The sequence below is a fragment of the Ruixingdingia sedimenti genome, from assembly GCF_031432425.1.
GTDB lineage: Bacteria > Pseudomonadota > Alphaproteobacteria > Rhodobacterales > Rhodobacteraceae > Ruixingdingia > Ruixingdingia sedimenti.
In genome coordinates, this window is sequence record NZ_JAVKPH010000033.1 from 1 (window position 1) to 18,264 (window position 18,264).

31 protein-coding genes are annotated in these 18,264 nt (G+C 66.0%); all 31 read left to right on the forward strand.

Annotated elements, in window-relative coordinates; genetic code table 11:
* Positions 1 to 81 (forward strand): EF-Tu C-terminal domain-related protein (locus RGD00_RS19180; protein ID WP_082525877.1); only part of this gene is annotated, 81 nt, incomplete at its 5' end.
* A gap of 45 nt (positions 82 to 126) precedes the next feature.
* Positions 127 to 435 carry a 30S ribosomal protein S10 gene (rpsJ, locus tag RGD00_RS19185; protein ID WP_209426390.1) on the forward strand — a complete coding sequence of 103 codons (309 nt, stop codon included), beginning with the start codon at positions 127 to 129 and terminating at the stop codon, positions 433 to 435.
* Positions 436 to 445: 10 nt separating this feature from the next.
* Positions 446 to 1,174: a 50S ribosomal protein L3 gene (gene rplC / locus RGD00_RS19190; protein WP_310458886.1), complete on the forward strand. Its 729-nt coding sequence runs from the start codon at positions 446 to 448 to the stop codon at positions 1,172 to 1,174.
* The gene (gene rplD, locus RGD00_RS19195; RefSeq protein ID WP_310458887.1) at positions 1,171 to 1,791 is read left to right on the forward strand and encodes a 50S ribosomal protein L4; all 621 of its coding nucleotides are present in this window, start codon (positions 1,171 to 1,173) and stop codon (positions 1,789 to 1,791) included. The genes rplC and rplD overlap by 4 nt, the downstream gene beginning before the upstream one ends.
* Positions 1,788 to 2,084 (forward strand): 50S ribosomal protein L23, encoded by a 297-nt coding sequence (locus RGD00_RS19200; protein ID WP_310458888.1) that lies wholly within the window; start codon positions 1,788 to 1,790, stop codon positions 2,082 to 2,084. The genes rplD and RGD00_RS19200 overlap by 4 nt, the downstream gene beginning before the upstream one ends.
* A 95-nt stretch (positions 2,085 to 2,179) precedes the next feature.
* Positions 2,180 to 3,019, forward strand: a complete 840-nt coding sequence (rplB, locus tag RGD00_RS19205) for a 50S ribosomal protein L2 (protein WP_310458889.1) — start codon at positions 2,180 to 2,182, stop codon at positions 3,017 to 3,019.
* Between the two features lie 3 nt (positions 3,020 to 3,022).
* On the forward strand, positions 3,023 to 3,301 hold the full coding sequence (gene rpsS, locus RGD00_RS19210) for a 30S ribosomal protein S19 (protein ID WP_310458890.1): 279 nt from the start codon (positions 3,023 to 3,025) through the stop codon (positions 3,299 to 3,301).
* Between the two features lie 3 nt (positions 3,302 to 3,304).
* Entirely contained in the window at positions 3,305 to 3,685 is a 381-nt protein-coding gene (rplV, locus tag RGD00_RS19215; protein ID WP_310458891.1) for a 50S ribosomal protein L22, read from the forward strand.
* The gene (gene rpsC / locus RGD00_RS19220) at positions 3,685 to 4,401 is read left to right on the forward strand and encodes a 30S ribosomal protein S3 (protein ID WP_310458892.1); all 717 of its coding nucleotides are present in this window, start codon (positions 3,685 to 3,687) and stop codon (positions 4,399 to 4,401) included. Before rplV ends, rpsC begins: the two co-directional genes overlap by 1 nt.
* A 15-nt stretch (positions 4,402 to 4,416) precedes the next feature.
* Positions 4,417 to 4,830, forward strand: a complete 414-nt coding sequence (gene rplP, locus RGD00_RS19225; RefSeq protein ID WP_310458893.1) for a 50S ribosomal protein L16 — start codon at positions 4,417 to 4,419, stop codon at positions 4,828 to 4,830.
* A 335-nt stretch (positions 4,831 to 5,165) separates the two neighbouring features.
* Positions 5,166 to 5,369 (forward strand): 50S ribosomal protein L29, encoded by a 204-nt coding sequence (gene rpmC / locus RGD00_RS19230; RefSeq protein ID WP_310458894.1) that lies wholly within the window; start codon positions 5,166 to 5,168, stop codon positions 5,367 to 5,369.
* Positions 5,370 to 5,379: 10 nt separating this feature from the next.
* The gene (rpsQ, locus tag RGD00_RS19235; RefSeq protein ID WP_310458895.1) at positions 5,380 to 5,619 is read left to right on the forward strand and encodes a 30S ribosomal protein S17; all 240 of its coding nucleotides are present in this window, start codon (positions 5,380 to 5,382) and stop codon (positions 5,617 to 5,619) included.
* Positions 5,620 to 5,680: 61 nt separating this feature from the next.
* The gene (rplN, locus tag RGD00_RS19240) at positions 5,681 to 6,049 is read left to right on the forward strand and encodes a 50S ribosomal protein L14 (protein ID WP_013066055.1); all 369 of its coding nucleotides are present in this window, start codon (positions 5,681 to 5,683) and stop codon (positions 6,047 to 6,049) included.
* A gap of 1 nt (position 6,050) precedes the next feature.
* A complete protein-coding gene (gene rplX, locus RGD00_RS19245; RefSeq protein ID WP_310458896.1) occupies positions 6,051 to 6,356 on the forward strand; it encodes a 50S ribosomal protein L24 in 306 nt (101 codons plus the stop codon).
* Positions 6,356 to 6,916, forward strand: coding sequence for a 50S ribosomal protein L5 (gene rplE, locus RGD00_RS19250; protein WP_310458897.1), 561 nt, complete (start codon positions 6,356 to 6,358; stop codon positions 6,914 to 6,916). Before rplX ends, rplE begins: the two co-directional genes overlap by 1 nt.
* Before the next feature lie 19 nt (positions 6,917 to 6,935).
* Complete coding sequence (rpsN, locus tag RGD00_RS19255) at positions 6,936 to 7,241, forward strand: 30S ribosomal protein S14 (protein ID WP_310458898.1); 306 nt, start codon at positions 6,936 to 6,938, stop codon at positions 7,239 to 7,241.
* A 12-nt stretch (positions 7,242 to 7,253) separates the two neighbouring features.
* Positions 7,254 to 7,652, forward strand: a complete 399-nt coding sequence (gene rpsH / locus RGD00_RS19260) for a 30S ribosomal protein S8 (RefSeq protein ID WP_310458899.1) — start codon at positions 7,254 to 7,256, stop codon at positions 7,650 to 7,652.
* A 10-nt stretch (positions 7,653 to 7,662) separates the two neighbouring features.
* Entirely contained in the window at positions 7,663 to 8,196 is a 534-nt protein-coding gene (rplF, locus tag RGD00_RS19265) for a 50S ribosomal protein L6 (RefSeq protein ID WP_310458900.1), read from the forward strand.
* Positions 8,197 to 8,208: 12 nt separating this feature from the next.
* Positions 8,209 to 8,568 (forward strand): 50S ribosomal protein L18, encoded by a 360-nt coding sequence (gene rplR, locus RGD00_RS19270; protein ID WP_310458901.1) that lies wholly within the window; start codon positions 8,209 to 8,211, stop codon positions 8,566 to 8,568.
* A gap of 118 nt (positions 8,569 to 8,686) precedes the next feature.
* Complete coding sequence (rpsE, locus tag RGD00_RS19275; protein ID WP_310458902.1) at positions 8,687 to 9,256, forward strand: 30S ribosomal protein S5; 570 nt, start codon at positions 8,687 to 8,689, stop codon at positions 9,254 to 9,256.
* A gap of 12 nt (positions 9,257 to 9,268) precedes the next feature.
* Positions 9,269 to 9,457, forward strand: coding sequence for a 50S ribosomal protein L30 (gene rpmD, locus RGD00_RS19280; RefSeq protein ID WP_310458903.1), 189 nt, complete (start codon positions 9,269 to 9,271; stop codon positions 9,455 to 9,457).
* Positions 9,458 to 9,552: 95 nt separating this feature from the next.
* Complete coding sequence (locus tag RGD00_RS19285; RefSeq protein WP_310458904.1) at positions 9,553 to 9,891, forward strand: ribonuclease E inhibitor RraB; 339 nt, start codon at positions 9,553 to 9,555, stop codon at positions 9,889 to 9,891.
* A 140-nt stretch (positions 9,892 to 10,031) separates the two neighbouring features.
* Complete coding sequence (rplO, locus tag RGD00_RS19290; RefSeq protein WP_310458905.1) at positions 10,032 to 10,517, forward strand: 50S ribosomal protein L15; 486 nt, start codon at positions 10,032 to 10,034, stop codon at positions 10,515 to 10,517.
* A gap of 114 nt (positions 10,518 to 10,631) precedes the next feature.
* Positions 10,632 to 11,990 carry a preprotein translocase subunit SecY gene (secY, locus tag RGD00_RS19295; RefSeq protein ID WP_310458906.1) on the forward strand — a complete coding sequence of 453 codons (1,359 nt, stop codon included), beginning with the start codon at positions 10,632 to 10,634 and terminating at the stop codon, positions 11,988 to 11,990.
* 17 nt (positions 11,991 to 12,007) lie between these two features.
* Entirely contained in the window at positions 12,008 to 12,658 is a 651-nt protein-coding gene (locus tag RGD00_RS19300; RefSeq protein WP_310458907.1) for an adenylate kinase, read from the forward strand.
* A gap of 183 nt (positions 12,659 to 12,841) precedes the next feature.
* On the forward strand, positions 12,842 to 13,210 hold the full coding sequence (gene rpsM, locus RGD00_RS19305; RefSeq protein WP_310458908.1) for a 30S ribosomal protein S13: 369 nt from the start codon (positions 12,842 to 12,844) through the stop codon (positions 13,208 to 13,210).
* 15 nt (positions 13,211 to 13,225) lie between these two features.
* Positions 13,226 to 13,615, forward strand: a complete 390-nt coding sequence (rpsK, locus tag RGD00_RS19310) for a 30S ribosomal protein S11 (protein ID WP_310458909.1) — start codon at positions 13,226 to 13,228, stop codon at positions 13,613 to 13,615.
* Positions 13,616 to 13,729: 114 nt separating this feature from the next.
* Positions 13,730 to 14,746: a DNA-directed RNA polymerase subunit alpha gene (locus tag RGD00_RS19315; RefSeq protein ID WP_310458910.1), complete on the forward strand. Its 1,017-nt coding sequence runs from the start codon at positions 13,730 to 13,732 to the stop codon at positions 14,744 to 14,746.
* A 117-nt stretch (positions 14,747 to 14,863) separates the two neighbouring features.
* Complete coding sequence (gene rplQ, locus RGD00_RS19320) at positions 14,864 to 15,283, forward strand: 50S ribosomal protein L17 (protein WP_310458911.1); 420 nt, start codon at positions 14,864 to 14,866, stop codon at positions 15,281 to 15,283.
* A 127-nt stretch (positions 15,284 to 15,410) separates the two neighbouring features.
* Positions 15,411 to 16,808, forward strand: a complete 1,398-nt coding sequence (locus RGD00_RS19325; protein ID WP_310458912.1) for a trypsin-like peptidase domain-containing protein — start codon at positions 15,411 to 15,413, stop codon at positions 16,806 to 16,808.
* A gap of 41 nt (positions 16,809 to 16,849) precedes the next feature.
* Entirely contained in the window at positions 16,850 to 18,163 is a 1,314-nt protein-coding gene (locus tag RGD00_RS19330) for a replication-associated recombination protein A (RefSeq protein ID WP_310458913.1), read from the forward strand.
* Positions 18,164 to 18,264 lie beyond the last annotated feature (101 nt).

Sequence of the window (18,264 nt, forward strand, 5' to 3'; positions counted from 1 at the left end):
ATGGAAGAAAAGCTCCGCTTCGCCATCCGCGAAGGCGGCCGCACCGTCGGCGCAGGCGTCGTCTCCAAAATCATCGCATAACCAGGACCGGGCGGGCCAGGCGCCCGCCCAACCGAGGGCAAGGACATGCAAGGACAGACCATTCGCATCCGGCTCAAGGCTTTCGACTACCGCGTCCTGGATGCCAGCACCGCGGAAATCGTCAGCACTGCCAAGCGGACCGGGGCGCAGGTGCGCGGCCCGATCCCGCTGCCGAACAAGATCGAGAAGTTCACGGTTCTCCGTGGGCCGCATATCGACAAGAAGTCGCGCGACCAGTGGGAGATCCGTACCCACAAGCGTCTGCTCGACATCGTGGACCCGACCCCGCAGACGGTGGACGCGCTGATGAAGCTCGACCTCGCCGCCGGCGTGGATGTCGAGATCAAGGTTTAAGGGGGCGACAATGCGCTCTGGAGTGATCGCAAAGAAGCTGGGCATGACCCGGCTGTTCCTGGAGGACGGGAAACAGGTTCCCGTGACCGTCCTTCAGCTCGACAACCTGCAGGTGGTCGCGCAGCGCACCGCCGACAAGGATGGCTACACCGCCGTCCAGCTCGGCGCGGGCGATGCCAAGGCCAAGAACGTCTCGGCGCCGATGCGCGGGCATTTCGCCCGGGCCAGCGTCGCGCCCAAGCGCAAGATCGCGGAATTCCGCGTGAGCCCGGACAACCTGATCGACGTGGGCGCGGAAATCACCGCCGACCACTATCTGGCAGGCCAGTTCGTGGACATCGCGGGCACCTCGATCGGCAAGGGCTTTGCCGGCGTCATGAAGCGGCACAACTTCGGCGGTCTGCGCGCCTCGCACGGCGTGTCGATCAGCCACCGCTCGCATGGGTCCACGGGCCAGTGCCAGGACCCGGGCAAGGTGTTCAAGGGCAAGAAGATGGCCGGCCATCTGGGCGCCGTGCGCGTGACCACGCAGAACCTGCAAGTGGTGCGCACCGACGCCGACCGCGGCCTGATCATGGTCAAGGGCGCGGTTCCCGGCTCCAAGGGCGGCTGGGTCACGATCAAGGATGCGGTGAAGAAGCCGGCGCTGGCCGACGTTCCGAAACCCGCCGCGATCCGTGCTGCCGCCGCCGCTGCTGCTCCGGCTGCCGAAGTGGCCGCCGAAGGGGGTGAAGCATGAAACTCGACGTGATCACGCTCGACGGCGGCAAGGCCGGCGAGATCGAGCTGGACGAGGCGCTGTTCGGTCTGGAACCGCGCGCCGACATCCTGCACCGGGTGGTGCGCTGGCAGCGGGCCAAGGCCCAGGCCGGCACCCATTCGACGCTCGGCAAGTCGGACGTCAGCTATTCGACCAAGAAGATCTACAAGCAGAAAGGCACCGGCGGCGCCCGCCACGGTTCCAAGAAGGCCCCGATCTTCCGTCACGGCGGCGTCTACAAGGGCCCGGTCCCGCGCAGCCATGCGCATGACCTGACCAAGAAGTTCCGTGCCCTCGGGCTGCGCCATGCGCTGTCGGCCAAGGCGACGACCGGCAACCTGGTGGTTCTGGACACGGCCGCGATGGCCGAGGCCAAGACCGCGCAACTCGCCAAGGCCGCGCAGGCCCTGGGCTGGAAGCGCGTTCTGATCATCGACGGCGCCGACGTGAACGAGAACTTCGCCATGGCCGCGCGCAACATCGAAGGCATCGACATCCTGCCGTCGATGGGCGCCAACGTCTATGACATCCTCAAGCGTGACACCCTGGTGATCACGAAGGCGGGTGTCGAAGCTCTGGAGGCTCGGCTGAAATGACCGCGAAACCGGAACATTACGACGTGATCCGCAAGCCCGTGATCACCGAGAAGGCCACCCTGGCCTCCGAGGCGAACGCGGTCGTGTTCGAGGTCGCGACGGACGCCACCAAACCGCAGATCAAGGAAGCGGTCGAGGCGGTGTTCGGCGTCAAGGTGAAGGCGGTGAACACCACCATCACCAAGGGCAAGACGAAACGGTTCCGCGGCCGCCCCGGCGTGCGCAGCGACCGCAAGAAAGCCTATGTGACGCTCGAGGACGGAAACACCATCGACGTGTCTACCGGCCTCTGATAGAAGGCGCCGAATCTCGCGGCCCCGGGCTTCCGGGGCCGCGGATCGTTTAAGGAAACCGGGCCGCAAGGCCCCCTCAACGGAAGACAGGAAGCATGGCACTCAAGTCGTACAAACCGACGACGCCTGGCCAGCGCGGGCTGGTACTGATCGACCGTTCGGAGCTGTGGAAAGGACGCCCCGTCAAGACCCTCACCGAGGGCCTGATCAAGACGGGCGGCCGGAACAACACCGGACGCATCACGATGTGGCACAAGGGCGGCGGGGCCAAGCGGCTCTACCGCATCGTGGACTTCAAGCGGCGCAAGTTCGACATGGCGGCGACCGTCGAGCGGATCGAATACGACCCGAACCGGACCGCCTTCATCGCGCTGATCCGCTATGAGGATGGCGAACAGGCCTATATCCTCGCGCCGCAGCGTCTGGGTGTGGGCGATCAGGTGATCGCCGGCGCCAAGACCGACGTGAAGCCGGGCAACGCCATGCCGTTCAGCGGCATGCCGATCGGTACCATCGTGCACAACGTCGAGCTGAAGCCCGGCAAGGGCGGCCAGCTGGCGCGCGCCGCGGGCACCTATGCCCAGTTCGTCGGCCGCGACGGCGGCTATGCGCAGATCCGCCTGTCGTCGGGCGAACTGCGGATGGTGCGTCAGGAATGCATGGCGACCATCGGTGCGGTGTCGAACCCCGACAACTCGAACCAGAACCTCGGCAAGGCCGGGCGCCGCCGCCACATGGGCATCCGCCCGACCGTCCGCGGCGTGGCGATGAACCCGATCGACCACCCGCACGGCGGCGGCGAAGGCCGCACCTCGGGCGGCCGTCACCCGGTCACCCCCTGGGGCAAGGGCACCAAGGGCAACCGGACCCGCAAGAACAAGCAGACGGACAAGTTCATCGTCCGTTCGCGTCACGCGAAGAAGAAGGGACGCTGATCCATGTCGCGCTCTGTTTGGAAAGGCCCCTTTGTCGACGCCTATCTGCTGAAGAAGGCGGAAAAGTCGCGCGAATCCGGCCGCAACGAGGTGATCAAGATCTGGTCGCGCCGGTCCACCATCCTGCCGCAGTTCGTCGGCCTCACCTTCGGCGTCTACAACGGCCAGAAGCACATCCCCGTGCAGGTGACCGAAGAGATGATCGGCCAGAAGTTCGGTGAATATTCGCCGACCCGTACCTACTACGGGCATGCGGCCGACAAGAAAGCCAAGAGGAAGTAAGCCATGGGTATGGAGAAGAATCCGCGCCGCGTGGCGGACAACGAGGCGATGGCGAAGGCGCGCATGATCCGCGTCTCGCCGCAGAAGCTCAACCTCGTCGCGGGCCTGATCCGCGGCAAGAAGGTCGACAAGGCGCTGGCCGCGCTGACCTTTTCGGAAAAGCGGATCGCGGGCGACGTGAAGAAATGCCTGCAATCGGCGATCGCCAACGCCGAGAACAACCACGGTCTCGACGTCGACAGCCTGATCGTCGCCGAAGCCTATGTCGGCAAGAACATCACGCTGAAGCGCGGCCGTCCGCGGGCGCGTGGCCGGTTCGGCAAGATCATGAAACCGTTCAGCGAACTCACCATCAAGGTGCGTCAGGTCGGGGAGTCTGCGTAATGGGACAGAAGGTCAACCCCATCGGGATGCGCCTCCAGGTCAACCGCACCTGGGACAGCCGCTGGTATGCCGACAGCAAGGACTACGGCAATCTGCTGCTCGAAGACCTCAAGATGCGCGAGTTCATCCATGAGGAAGTCAAGCAGGCCGGCGTCAGCCGCGTGATCATCGAGCGTCCGCACAAGAAATGCCGCGTGACGATCCACACCGCCCGTCCGGGCGTGATCATCGGCAAGAAGGGCGCGGACATCGAGACGCTGCGCAAGAAGCTGGCGGCCTTCACCAAGTCGGAACTGCACCTCAACATCGTCGAGGTCCGCAAGCCCGAACTGGACGCACAGCTGGTCGCGGAATCGATCGCGCAGCAGCTGGAACGCCGCGTGTCCTTCCGTCGCGCGATGAAGCGCGGCGTGCAGAACGCGATGCGCATGGGTGCGCTCGGCATCCGGGTGAACGTCGCGGGCCGTCTGGGCGGCGCGGAAATCGCGCGGACCGAATGGTACCGCGAAGGCCGCGTGCCGCTGCACACGCTGCGCGCCGACATCGACTATGCGCTGGCCGAAGCCACGACCCCCTACGGGATCATCGGGGTGAAGGTCTGGATCTTCAAGGGCGAGATCATGGAACATGATCCGCAGGCCCGTGACCGTCGTGCCGCCGAAGGCAACGAGGGTGGCGCGCCCCGTCCGCCGCGCCGCGACCGCGAACGCGCCTGAAGGGAGTAAGGAAAGATGCTGCAACCGAAACGGACGAAGTTCCGCAAACAGCACAAGGGCCGCATCCACGGCGAGGCCAAGGGCGGCTTCGCCCTGAACTTCGGCTCCTTCGGGCTCAAGGCGACGGAACCCGAGCGCATCACCGCGCGGCAGATCGAGGCGGCCCGCCGCGCGATCACCCGCCACATGAAGCGCCAGGGCCGCGTCTGGATCCGCGTGTTCCCCGATGTGCCGGTGTCGTCGAAGCCGACCGAAGTGCGGATGGGTAAAGGCAAGGGCTCCGTCGATTTCTGGGCCTGCAAGGTCAAGCCGGGCCGCGTGATGTTCGAGATCGACGGCGTGTCCGAGATCATCGCCCGCGAGGCCCTGCGCCTCGGCGCGATGAAGCTGCCGGTCACCACCCGCGTCGTCGCGCGCGAAGACTGGTAAGCCGGGCAGGGCGCGAGCCCGTCTGCCATGGACCATGACGCCCCCGCCGGAAACGGCGGGGGCGTTTTCGTTGGTATCGCCGGGGGGGGGCGGTGCGCAGCGGCGCCTGCCAGGGATGGCGGCATGGGCGAATCGTCCGCCCGGGCGCCGGCGTGGCGCCGCCCGACGGGCGGGCGCAACTTCCCCTTGCCCCGGCTGGGTTTCGCCCCTATAGGGGTGCATCCTGCGATTCCCGGGCTCCGGGCGTCGTGGGCTCGTCATTGATCCACCAGGCTACAGGTCACCCTGTCCAACCGTTCGGGGGCCCTCTGGTGATTGTGAAAAGGGAACAGGCGATGACCGCCACGGAACTGAAGACCAAGACGCCGGACCAGCTGCGCGATCAGCTGGTGGCGCTGAAGAAGGAAGCGTTCAACCTGCGCTTCCAGCAGGCCACCGGCCAGCTTGAAAACACCGCCCGCATGCGTGCCGTCCGCCGCGACGTCGCCCGCATCAAGACGGTCCTGAACCAGATGGCCGCGCAAGCGGCGGCGAACTGAGGAGCCACCGATGCCCCGTCGTATCCTTCAAGGCACCGTGACCTCGGACAAGAACGACCAGACGATCACCGTTCTGGTCGAGCGCCGCTTCAAGCACCCGCTGCTGCAAAAGACCGTCCGCAAGTCGAAGAAATACCGCGCCCATGACGCGGACAACCGCTTCAAGGTCGGCGACGCCGTGCGCATCATCGAATGCGCGCCGATCTCGAAAACCAAACGCTGGACCGTGGTGACCGAGGCGGAAGCCTGATCACCGCGACCCACGTTTTACGATACCCTGGGACTGGTTCCCAAAGGTCGGGAGAAACCGAATGATCCAGATGCAGACCAATCTGGATGTTGCTGACAACTCCGGCGCGCGCCGGGTGCAGTGCATCAAGGTTCTGGGCGGCTCGCATCGCCGCTATGCTTCCGTGGGCGACATCATCGTGGTGTCGGTCAAGGAGGCGATTCCGAAAGGCCGCGTGAAAAAGGGCGACGTCCGCAAGGCCGTCGTCGTGCGCACCGCCAAGGAAGTCCGCCGTGAAGACGGTACCGCCATCCGCTTCGACCGCAACGCCGCCGTCATCCTGAACAACCAGGGCGAACCGGTCGGCACCCGTATCTTCGGGCCGGTCGTGCGCGAGCTGCGCGCGAAGAACTTCATGAAGATCATCTCGCTGGCGCCGGAGGTGCTGTGATATGGCTGCGAAGCTGAAAAAGGGCGACAAGGTCGTCGTTCTGACCGGCAAGGACAAGGGCAAGCAGGGTGAGATCACCCAGGTGTTCCCGAAAGAGAACAAGGCCATTGTCGACGGCGTGAACATCGCCATCCGCCACACCAAGCAGACCCCCTCGACCCAGGGCGGCCGCATCCCCAAGGCGATGCCGATCGACCTGTCGAACCTGGCGCTGATGGATGCGAACGGCAAGGCGACCCGCGTCGGCTTCCGCATGGATGGCGACAAGAAGGTCCGCTACGCCAAGACCACCGGGGAGGCGATCTGATGCTGGACGCAACCACCTATACCCCGCGGCTCAAGACGCTCTACCGGGGCACCATCCGCGCGGCGCTGAAGGAAGAATTCGGCTACCGCAACGAGATGATGATCCCCAAGCTCGACAAGATCGTGCTGAACATGGGCGTTGGCGAGGCCGTCAAGGACACCAAGAAGGTCAAGCAGGCGGCGGAAGAGCTGTCGCTGATCGCCGGCCAGAAAGCCGTCATCACCAAGGCCAAGAAGTCGATCGCCGGCTTCCGCGTGCGCGAGGAGATGCCGCTCGGCACCAAGGTCACGCTGCGCGGCGACCGGATGTATGAATTCCTGGATCGTCTGATCACCATCGCGCTGCCCCGCGTCCGCGACTTCCGCGGCGTCAAGGGAACGGCCTTCGACGGCCGCGGCAACTATGCGATGGGCCTCAAGGAACACATCGTGTTCCCCGAGATCGACTTCGACAAGGTCGACGAGATCCTCGGCATGGACATCATCATCTGCACCACCGCGCGGACCGACGCGGAAGCGAAGGCGCTGTTGAAGCAATTCAACATGCCCTTCAACAGCTGATCCGCGGGAGGATAGAGATATGGCAAAGACTTCTATGGTCGAACGCGAGAAGAAGCGCCAGAAGCTGGTCGCCCGCTATGCGGCGAAACGCGCGGCGCTGAAGACGATCGTGGCCGACGAAACCAAACCGATGGAAGAGCGTTTCCGCGCCAGCCTGAAACTGGCCGAATTGCCGCGCAACTCGTCCGCGACGCGCCTGCACAACCGGTGCGAGCTGACGGGGCGTCCGCACGCCTACTATCGCAAGCTGAAACTGTCGCGGATCATGCTGCGCGAACTGGCCTCGTTCGGCCAGATCCCCGGCATGGTCAAGTCGAGCTGGTAAGGAGATCGGGATATGTCGATGAACGATCCGCTCGGCGATATGCTGACCCGCATCCGCAACGCGCAGATGCGGGGCAAATCCACCGTCCGCACGCCCGCCTCCAAGCTCCGCGCCTGGGTGCTCGACGTGCTGGCCGACGAGGGCTACATCCGCGGCTACGAGCAGGCGACCAGCGCCGACGGCAAGCCGGAACTGGAAATCAGCCTGAAGTACTTCGAAGGCACCCCGGTGATCCGCGAACTCAAGCGCGTGTCGAAACCGGGCCGCCGCGTCTACATGGGCGTGAAAGAGATCCCTTCGGTCCGCAACGGCCTTGGCGTCTCGATCGTCTCCACGCCGAAGGGCGTGATGTCGGACGCGGCTGCACGTTCCGCCAATGTCGGCGGCGAAGTGCTCTGCACCGTGTTCTGAGGAGGTTGGGATGTCTCGTATTGGGAAAAAACCGGTCGAGCTGCCCAAGGGGGTTTCCGCCTCCCTGTCCGGCCAGACCATCGAGGTGAAGGGGCCGAAGGGCACCCTGAGCTTCACCGCCACCGACGATGTGACCCTTGCGGTCGAAGGCGCGGAAATCAAGGTGACGCCGCGCGGCACCTCGAAACGCGCCCGCCAGCAATGGGGCATGTCGCGGTCCATGGTGGAAAACCTGGTGACCGGCGTCACCTCGGGTTTCAAGAAGGAACTTGAAATCCAGGGCGTCGGCTATCGTGCCTCCATGCAGGGCAACGTGCTGAAACTCTCGCTCGGCTACAGCCACGAAGTGAACTTCGAGGTGCCGAAGGGCGTGACGGTCACTTCGCCGAAGCAGACCGAGATCGTGGTCGAGGGCATCGACCCGCAGGTCGTCGGTCAGGTCGCCGCGAACATCCGCGACTGGAAGCGGCCCGAGCCCTACAAGGGCAAGGGGATCCGCTACAAGGGCGAGTTCGTGTTCCGCAAGGAAGGCAAGAAGAAGTAAGGGGCGAGAGAAATGGCGAACAACAAGCGAGAGCTGTTCCTCAAGCGCCGCCTGCGCGTGCGGAACAAACTGCGGAAGATGGCCGACGGGCGCCTGCGCCTCTCGGTCCATCGCTCGAACAAGAACATCAGCGCGCAGCTCATCGACGATGTGCGCGGCGTCACGGTCGCGGCGGCTTCGTCGCTGGAGAAGGACCTTGGCATCGTGGGCAGGAACAACGTCGAGGCCGCTGCCAAGGTCGGCGCGACGATCGCCGAGCGGGCCAGGAAGGCCGGGGTCGAGACCTGCTATTTCGACCGCGGCGGTTTCCTCTTTCACGGGAAGGTCAAGGCGCTTGCCGATGCCGCCCGTGAAGGCGGGCTGAAGTTCTGATCACGGCGGGTGGCGCCAGTCGCCACCCCGATGATCCGGGGGCGGACCTGCAAGGGCGGCCCACCAGGATTGGCAAGAATCTGGCGTGCCGGGCACGCCATCACGGAAGGAATGCCTCATGGCAGAACGTGAAAACCGCCGGGAAGGCCGCCGCGAGGACCGTCGCGAGCGCGAGGAAACCCCGGAATTCGCCGACCGTCTGGTCGCGATCAACCGCGTGTCGAAAACCGTGAAGGGCGGCAAGCGCTTCGGCTTTGCGGCGCTCGTGGTGGTCGGCGACCAGCGCGGCCGCGTGGGCTTCGGCAAGGGCAAGGCGAAAGAAGTGCCCGAGGCGATCCGCAAGGCCACCGAACAGGCCAAGCGCCAGATGATCCGCGTGCCGCTGCGCGATGGCCGCACCCTGCACCACGACATGGAAGGCCGCCACGGCGCCGGCAAGGTCGTGATGCGCACCGCCGTTCCGGGGACCGGCATCATCGCCGGCGGCCCGATGCGCGCCGTGTTCGAGATGCTGGGGATCCAGGATGTGGTGGCGAAATCCATCGGCACCCAGAACCCCTACAACATGATCCGGGCCACGATGGACGGCCTTCGCAAGGAAGCCAGCCCCCGTCTGGTCGCGCAGCGTCGCGGCAAGAAGGTGGCGGACATCCTGAAGAAGCCCGAAACCGAAGCGTCCGAAGCGTAAGGAGCGACGACAATGGCGAAAACCATCGTTGTGAAGCAGATCGCTTCGCCCGCCCGCCGCCCCGACATTCAGCGTCGCACGCTGATCGGGCTGGGCCTGAACAAGATGAACCGCACCCGCGAGCTGGAAGATACCCCGGCCGTCCGCGGCATGGTCAACAAGATCCCGCATCTTGTGAAGATCATCGAGGAACGCGGCTGATCGCAGGGCGGGAGTTCCCGCCCGGCCGTTGCCCATCTGCGCCCCGCCCGTAACGGCGGGGCGTTTCCTTTGCGCCCACCGGACAGGAGACGGCGATGGACATGCTTACCCAGAAGTCGGAAACCGAGAATGCCTTCCGCGAGATGGCGGCGCAGGGGCCCGTGCCCGAATACGCGGATGTCGAGTTCCAGTTCGTTCCCGAGGGCGACGATGCCGACTGGGACGCGCTGACCGAAGCGTTCGAGGAACTGGACTACGAGGTCGAGTGGTATCAGGGCGACGACGCCAATGACCGCTGGATCGAGGTGATCGTGGGCGACTGCCCGGTGACTTTCGATGCCGTCTGGACGCATGAGGAGCGGCTGTCCGTTCTTGCGGCGGTCCACGGTTTCGCGCCGCGGGGCTGGACGCTGTTCGTCGACGCACAGGACTGAGGCCGCCGCTCATCCCGCTTGCCACCCGCCGCGGCGGCGTGTTAAGCGCCCCGCGTGACCGTCTGTCACGGAATCAACAAGAACGCCGCGTTGTCCGCATCCGTCGCAGGTATGGACATTCCGGCTTTGGAGTATGCGACATGAAACTGCATGAACTGCGCGACAATCCCGGCGCTGCCAAAAAGCAAAAGCGCGTGGCGCGCGGCCCGGGTTCGGGCAAGGGCAAGACCGCGGGCCGCGGCATCAAGGGCCAGAAATCGCGTTCGGGCGTGGCGCTGAACGGGTATGAAGGCGGCCAGATGCCGCTCTACCGGCGTCTGCCGAAGCGCGGCTTCAACAAGCCGAATCGTGCTGTCTGGGCGGTGGTCAACCTCGGCCTGATCCAGAAATTCGTCGAGGCCGGCAAGCTCGACATCGCGAACGAGATCACCGAGGACGCGCTGGTCGCGGCCGGCCTGACCTCCAACAAGCGTGACGGCATCCGCGTCCTCGCCAAGGGCGAGATCACCGCGGCGCTGAAGCTGGTGGTGTCTGGCGCGTCGAAATCGGCGGTCGAGGCGGTGGAAAAGGCCGGCGGCAGCATCACGCTGACCAAAGCGGCCCCGGCGGCGGAAGCGGCCGAATAAGAGGTTGTGAGCGGGCGCGATCCCGCTTACATCATCACCAGTTTTCCCGCGCCGCCGACCCGGAAAACGGTTCGGCGGCGTTGTCGTGACAGGCCAGCGAAGGAATAACCAGGCATGGCATCCGCTGCGGAACAAATGGCGGCAAACCTCAGCTGGAGCGCGCTCGGCAAGGCGACCGATCTGCGCCAGAGGATCTTCTTCACCATCGGGCTGCTGATCGTCTACCGGATCGGGACCTATATCCCGGTCCCCGGCATCGACGGTCTGGCGCTGCGCGAGTTCATGGACGAGGCCGCGGCCGGTATCGGCGGCATGCTGAACATGTTCACCGGCGGCGCGATTTCCCGCATGGGGATCTTCGCGCTCGGCATCATGCCCTATATCTCGGCCTCGATCATCGTGCAGCTGCTGACGACGATGCTGCCCTCGATGCAGTCGCTGCGCAAGGAAGGCGAGGCGGGGCGCAAGAAGATCAACCAGTACACCCGCTATGGCACCGTGGCGCTGGCGATCTTCCAGGCCTGGGGCATCGCCGTCAGCCTGGAGGCCGGCGATCTGGCGCACGAACCGGGGATGTTCTTCAAGCTGGCCTGCGTGATCACGCTGGTGGGCGGCACGATGTTCCTGATGTGGGTGGGCGAACAGATCACCGCGCGCGGCATCGGCAACGGCATCTCGCTCATCATCTTCGTGGGCATCGTGGCGGAAATCCCCGCCGCGCTGGCGCAGTTCTTCAGCCAGGGCCGGTCGGGCGCGATCCATCCGGGCGTGATCATCGGGGTGATCCTGATGGTCGTGGCGGTGATCGCCTTCGTCGTGTTCATGGAACGCGCGCTGCGCAAGATCCATATCCAGTATCCGCGCCGTCAGGTCGGGATGAAGATCTATGACGGCGGCTCGTCGCACCTGCCGATCAAGGTGAACCCGGCGGGCGTGATCCCGGCGATCTTCGCCTCGTCGCTGCTGTTGCTGCCGACGACGATCGCGACCTTCTCGGGCCAGCAGACCGGCCCGGTGATGAGCACGATCCTCGCCTATTTCGGCCCGGGCCAGCCGCTCTACCTGCTGTTCTTCGCCGGCATGATCGCGTTCTTCACCTATTTCTACACCGCCAACGTCGCCTTCAAGGTCGATGACGTGGCCGAGAACCTGAAGAACCAGAACGGTTTCATCCCCGGCATCCGCCCGGGCAAGAAGACCGAGGAATATCTGGAACATGTCGTCAACCGCGTGCTGGTGATCGGCGCCGCCTATCTGGTCGCGGTCTGCATGCTGCCCGAGGTGCTGCGCAACGAACTGGCGGTGCCGTTCTATTTCGGCGGCACGTCGGTGCTGATCGTGGTGTCGGTGACGATGGACACCATCAACCAGGTGCAGTCGCATCTGCTGGCGCACCAGTATGAAGGTCTGATCGAACGGTCCCAGCTGCGCGGCAAGAAACGCAGCGGGCCGAAGGTGCCGTCGCGGCGGTAATCAGGGACAGAGGGAACATGCCGAACATCATTCTGCTGGGGCCGCCGGGCGCGGGCAAGGGAACGCAGGCCAAACGTCTGGAGGAAGAGCGCGGCATGGTCCAGCTGTCCACTGGCGACATGCTGCGCGCCGCCCGGTCCTCGGGCACCGAAATGGGCAAGAAGGTCGCCGCCGTGATGGACCGGGGCGATCTGGTGACGGACGAGATCGTGATCGGCCTGATCGAGGAAAAGCTGACCGGCGAATCCGGCGGCGGCTTCATCTTCGACGGCTTCCCCCGCACGCTCGGCCAGGCCGACGCGCTCGGCGCGCTGATGGACCGGGTGGGCAAAAAGCTCGACGCGGTGATCGAGATGCAGGTGGACGACGCGGCCCTCGTCGCGCGCATCACCGGGCGCTATACCTGCGGCAACTGCGGCGCAGTCTACCACGACGTGACCAGGCCGACCAAGGTCAAGGACACCTGCGACGTCTGCGGCAGCCACGACATGAAGCGGCGCGCCGACGACAACGAGGAGTCGCTGCGCCAGCGGCTGATGGAATACTACAAGAAGACCTCGCCGCTGATCGGCTACTACCATGCCAAGGGCCTGCTGAACGGCGTCGACGGTCTGGCGCCGATGGATCAGGTGGCGGCCGCCATCGCGAAAGTGCTTGACAAGGGCTGACCCGGCTTGACGGGGGGGGCAAAAGCCCATAGACCACGGCGTCCCGCAAGGGAATCGTCCGGGCCGCTGTGGTTTCGACGAACACCTCCCAAGACGATGCAAGTGGCCCGAGGCGCCGTCCCCGGGCTTGCGTTGTGAAAAAAGGTTCCGGGATTACGGAACCGCAACGAAAGGAAGACAGGCGTGGCCCGTATCGCTGGCGTCAACATCCCCACCGGCAAGCGCGTTCCCATCGCGCTGACCTATATCCACGGCATCGGCGCGCATGTCGCCAGCCAGATCTGCGAAGCCGTCGGCATCGAGCCGACGCGCCGCGTGAACCAGCTTTCGGATGCCGAAGTGCTGGCGATCCGCGAACATATCGACGCCAACTTCACCGTCGAGGGCGACCTGCGCCGCGAGGTGTCGACCAATATCAAGCGTCTGATGGACCTCGGCTGCTATCGCGGCCTGCGCCATCGCCGCAACCTGCCCGTGCGCGGTCAGCGCACCCACACCAACGCCCGTACCCGCAAGGGCCCGGCGAAGCCGATCGCCGGCAAGAAGAAATAAGCGGAGGGCAGAGGAATGGCACGCGACAAGACCCGCATGAAGAAGAAGGAACGCAAGAACATCGCCGCCGGCGTTGCTCATGTGAATTCCAGCTTCAACAACACCAAGATCCTGATCTCCGACGTGCAGGGCAACGCGATCTCGTGGTCGTCCGCCGGCACGATGGGCTTCAAGGGCAGCCGCAAATCGACCCCCTACGCTGCCCAGATGGCCGCCGAGGATGCCGGCCGCAAGGCGCAGGAACACGGCGTCCGCACGCTCGAGGTCGAGGTGCAGGGCCCCGGTTCGGGCCGCGAATCGGCGCTGCGCGCGCTGGCGGCGGTGGGCTTTTCCATCACCTCGATCCGCGATGTGACCCCGATTGCGCACAACGGCTGCCGCCCGCCGAAGCGCCGCCGGGTGTAAGGGGTACACTAGAACACCGGGCCGTGCCTCTGGCGCGGCCCGTAGCGTCATTTCAGATCCTCGGGCGTCCGCCGCTTTGGGCATGGGTAGCGGACAAGAATGGAGGCGACACGCATGATCCACAAGAACTGGCAGGAACTGATCAAGCCCACGCAGCTTGACGTCCGGCCCGGCGCCGATCCGTCGCGCGTGGCGACGGTCGTGGCCGAACCGCTGGAGCGCGGCTTCGGCCTGACGCTCGGCAACGCCCTGCGCCGCGTGCTCATGTCCTCGCTTCAGGGGGCGGCGATCACCGCGGTGCAGATCGACAACGTGCTGCACGAATTCACCAGCCTGACCGGCGTGCGCGAAGATGTCACCGACATCGTGCTGAACCTCAAGGGTGTCGCGATCCGTATGGAGGTCGAGGGGCCGAAACGGCTGTCGATTTCCGCGCGCGGGCCCCGCATCGTTACCGCCGGCGACATTTCCGAATCGAACGGGATCGAGATCCTGAACAAGGATCACGTGATCTGCCACCTCGACGATGGCGCCGAACTGTTCATGGAACTGACGGTGACCACCGGCAAGGGCTATGTCGCGGCCGACAAGAACAAGCCCGAGGATGCGCCGATCGGCCTGATCGCCATCGACGCCATCTTCTCGCCGGTCAAGAAGGTCAGCTACGAAGTCACACCCACCCGCGAGGGGCAGGTGCTCGACTACGACAAGCTGACGATGAAGGTGGAAACCGACGGCAGCCTGACCCCCGAAGACGCCGTGGCCTACGCCGCGCGCATCCTTCAGGATCAGCTGTCGATCTTCGTCAACTTCGACGAACCCGAACAGGCCGGCAAGGGCGAGGTCGACACCGGCCTCGAATTCAACCCGCTGCTGCTCAAGAAGGTGGACGAACTGGAACTTTCGGTCCGTTCGGCCAACTGCCTCAAGAACGACAACATCGTCTATATTGGCGACCTCATCCAGAAGACCGAGGCGGAAATGCTCCGCACCCCGAACTTCGGCCGCAAGTCCCTGAACGAGATCAAGGAAGTGCTGTCGGGCATGGGCCTGCACCTTGGCATGGAAGTCGAGGACTGGCCGCCGGAGAACATCGAGGATCTGGCCAAGCGGTTCGAGGACCAGTTCTGATTTCGCCCGGGCGGGGCATGCCCCCGCCCGGCCGTCACCCCGGGCAATCCCGCCCCAACGACGCCGCGGCAACGCACCGCGGCAACACAAAGCAAAACGAGACGATAGGAGACCATCATGCGTCACGCCCGCGGATACCGCCGCCTCAACCGTACCCATGAACACCGCAAGGCGCTGTTCGCCAACATGGCCGGCTCGCTGATCGAGCATGAGCAGATCAAGACCACCCTGCCCAAGGCCAAGGAACTGCGCCCGATCGTGGAAAAGCTGATCACGCTGGCCAAGCGCGGCGACCTGCACGCCCGCCGTCAGGCGGCGGCGCAGCTCAAGCAGGACAAGCATGTCGAGCGGCTGTTCGAAATCCTCGGCCCCCGCTACAAGGAACGTCAGGGCGGCTATATCCGTGTGCTGAAGGCGGGCTTCCGCTATGGCGACATGGCGCCGATGGCGATCATCGAATTCGTCGACCGCGATCCTTCCGCCAAGGGTGCCGCCGATCTGGCCCGCCTCGAGGCTGAAGAGGCCGCCGAAGACTGATCCCGGCCGATGGCCGACCGGAACCCGCCGGGCGCCCCGCGCCCGGCGGGTTTTCGTTTGTCCGGGCCCCATGGCTTGCACCGGAGCCGCCGCCACCATACCTCTGCGGCACCGACAGGAGAAGCGCATGCGCCCCATCCCCTTCCTCGCCGCCGCCCTTGCGGCGCTGCTGCCCGCCCTGCCGCTGGCCGCGCAGACCGCAATGGTGCCCGCCAGCCGGGCAGAGATCAGCCTCAGCTTCGCCCCCGTGGTGCAGGCCGCCGCCCCCGCGGTGGTCAACATCTACGCCCGCCGCGTGGTGGAACAGCGCGTCAGCCCCTTTGCCGACGATCCCTTCTTCGACCAGCTGTTCCGCGAATTCGGCCGCACGGTGCCGCGGGTGCAGAACGCGCTCGGCTCCGGGGTGATCGTGTCGGGCGACGGGCTGGTGGTGTCGAACTACCACGTCGTGGGCCGGGCCGAGGAAATCACCGTGGTCCTGAACGACCGGCGCGAATATTCGGCGCAGGTGGTGCTGGCGGATCCGTCGAGCGACCTTGCCGTGCTGCGGCTGAAGGATGCCGAGGGCCTGCCCGCGCTGCCCTGGCGCGATTCCGACGAGGTGGAGGTGGGCGAACTGGTGCTGGCCATCGGCAACCCCTTCGGCGTCGGGCAGACGGTGTCCATGGGCATCGTGTCGGCGCTGGCGCGGTCGGCCGTGGCGGTGGGCGACGGGCGGGGCTATTTCCTGCAGACCGATGCGGCGATCAACCCGGGCAATTCGGGCGGCGCGCTGGTCGATCATGCCGGGCGGCTGGTCGGCATCAACACCGCGATCCTGACGCAATCGGGTGGGTCCGCCGGGGTGGGCTTCGCCATTCCCGCCAACCTCGTTCGCGCGGTGGTGGCGCAGGCAGAGGCCGGGCAGGCGCGGTTCCAGCGCCCCTGGGCCGGGGTCAACGCGCAGGCGATGGATGCCGGGCTGGCAGAGGGCATGGGCCTTGCCCGCCCCGACGGCGTGGTGCTGGTGGAACTGCATCCCGCCAGCCCCTTCGGCAAGGCGGGGCTGGCGCCGGGCGATGTGGTGCTGACGATCGCCGGTGCGCCGGTCAACACGCCGCAGGAAATGTTCTACCGCCTGTCCTCGCGCGGGGTGGGGGCAGAGGTCGAGGTGAGCTATCTGCATGACCGCGCGCAGCACACCGCCCGCGTCGCGCTGATCCCGCCGCCCGACACGCCCGACCGCGATCCCCGCATCCTGGGCCGCGACTCCGCGCTGCCCGGGCTTGCCATCGCGCGGATGAACCCCGCGCTCGGCGCCGAACTGGAACTGCCGGCGATCCCCGATGGCACGGTGGTGGTGACGGCGGCAGAGGGGCGGGCGGCGCAGGCGGGGTTGCAGGCGGGCGACGTGCTGGTCGCGATCAACGGGGCAGAGATCGCGACGACCCGTGACGCCGAACGCGCGCTCGCCGAACGCAGCCGCAACTGGACGCTGGACCTGATCCGCGAGGGTGCGCGGCTCCGGCTGCGGTTCCGGCTCTGACCCGGCTTCCCCCGCGCCGCGCGGGGGCGTAGCATCCCGCCATGCCCGATCTGTTCGACCAGTCCCCGCAGAAACCCGCCGAGCCCGCACACCGCCCGCTGGCCGACAGGCTGCGCCCGCGTCATCTGTCCGAGGTGATCGGGCAGGAAAAGGTGCTGGCCCCCGAGGGCCCGCTTGGCGCGATGCTGGCCTCGGGCAGCCTGTCGAACCTCATCCTCTGGGGCCCGCCGGGGGTGGGCAAGACCACCATCGCCCGGCTGCTGGCCGAAGGAACGGATCTGGCCTTCGTCCAGATCAGCGCGATCTTCACCGGCGTGCCCGACCTGCGCAAGGTGTTCGAGGCCGCCCGCCTGCGCCGCGAACAGGGGCGCGGCACGCTTCTGTTCGTGGACGAGATCCACCGCTTCAACAAGGCGCAGCAGGACGGCTTCCTGCCGCATATGGAGGACGGGACGATCACGCTGGTCGGCGCCACGACCGAAAATCCCTCGTTCGAACTGAACGCCGCGCTTTTGTCGCGGGCGCAGGTGATCGTGCTGGAACGGTTGACGCTGGCCGATCTGGAACGGCTGGCGCAGCGGGCCGAACAGGAACTCGGCCGCGCGCTGCCCCTGACCGCCGATGCGCGCGAGGCGCTGCTGGACATGGCCGATGGCGACGGGCGGGCGCTTCTGAACCTGATCGAGCAGGTGACGGCCTGGAAACTGCGCGCGCCGCTCGACCGCGAGGCGCTGGCCGCACGCCTGATGCGGCGGGCGGCGAAATACGACAAGAGCGGCGAAGAGCATTACAACCTCATCTCCGCCCTGCACAAATCCGTGCGCGGGTCCGACCCCGACGCGGCGCTCTACTGGTTCACGCGGATGCTGGAAGGGGGCGAGGACCCCCGCTTCCTCGCCCGCCGTCTGGTGCGCATGGCGGTGGAGGATATCGGGCTGGCCGACCCGCAGGCGCAGGCGGTGTGCTTGCAGGGCTGGGAAACCTATGAACGGCTCGGCAGCCCCGAAGGGGAACTCGCGCTGGCGCAGGCGGTGATCTACCTCGCGCTCGCCCCCAAATCGAACGCGGGCTACATGGCCTACAACGCAGCCCGGGCCGAGGCGCGGCGCACGGGGTCGGAGCCCCCGCCGCTGCATATCCGCAACGCGCCGACGCGGCTGATGAAGGATCTGGGCTATGGCCGGGACTACGCCTATGACCACGACGCCGAGGACGGCTTTTCCGGCCAGGACTATTTCCCCGAGGGCATGAAACGCCCGGTCTTCTACCTGCCCCCCGAACGCGGGTTCGAGCGGGAGTTGAAAAAACGCGTCGACTATTTCGCCAAACTGCGCGCGCGCCGGCAGGGCGGGTGAAAGCCGCCCGGCGGCGGTGCCGGCGGAAAGCGCAGGGCCGGGGCGCTGCCCCGGACCCCGGAGTATTTCAGACAAGGTGAAGCCGCATCCGCTTCGTGACC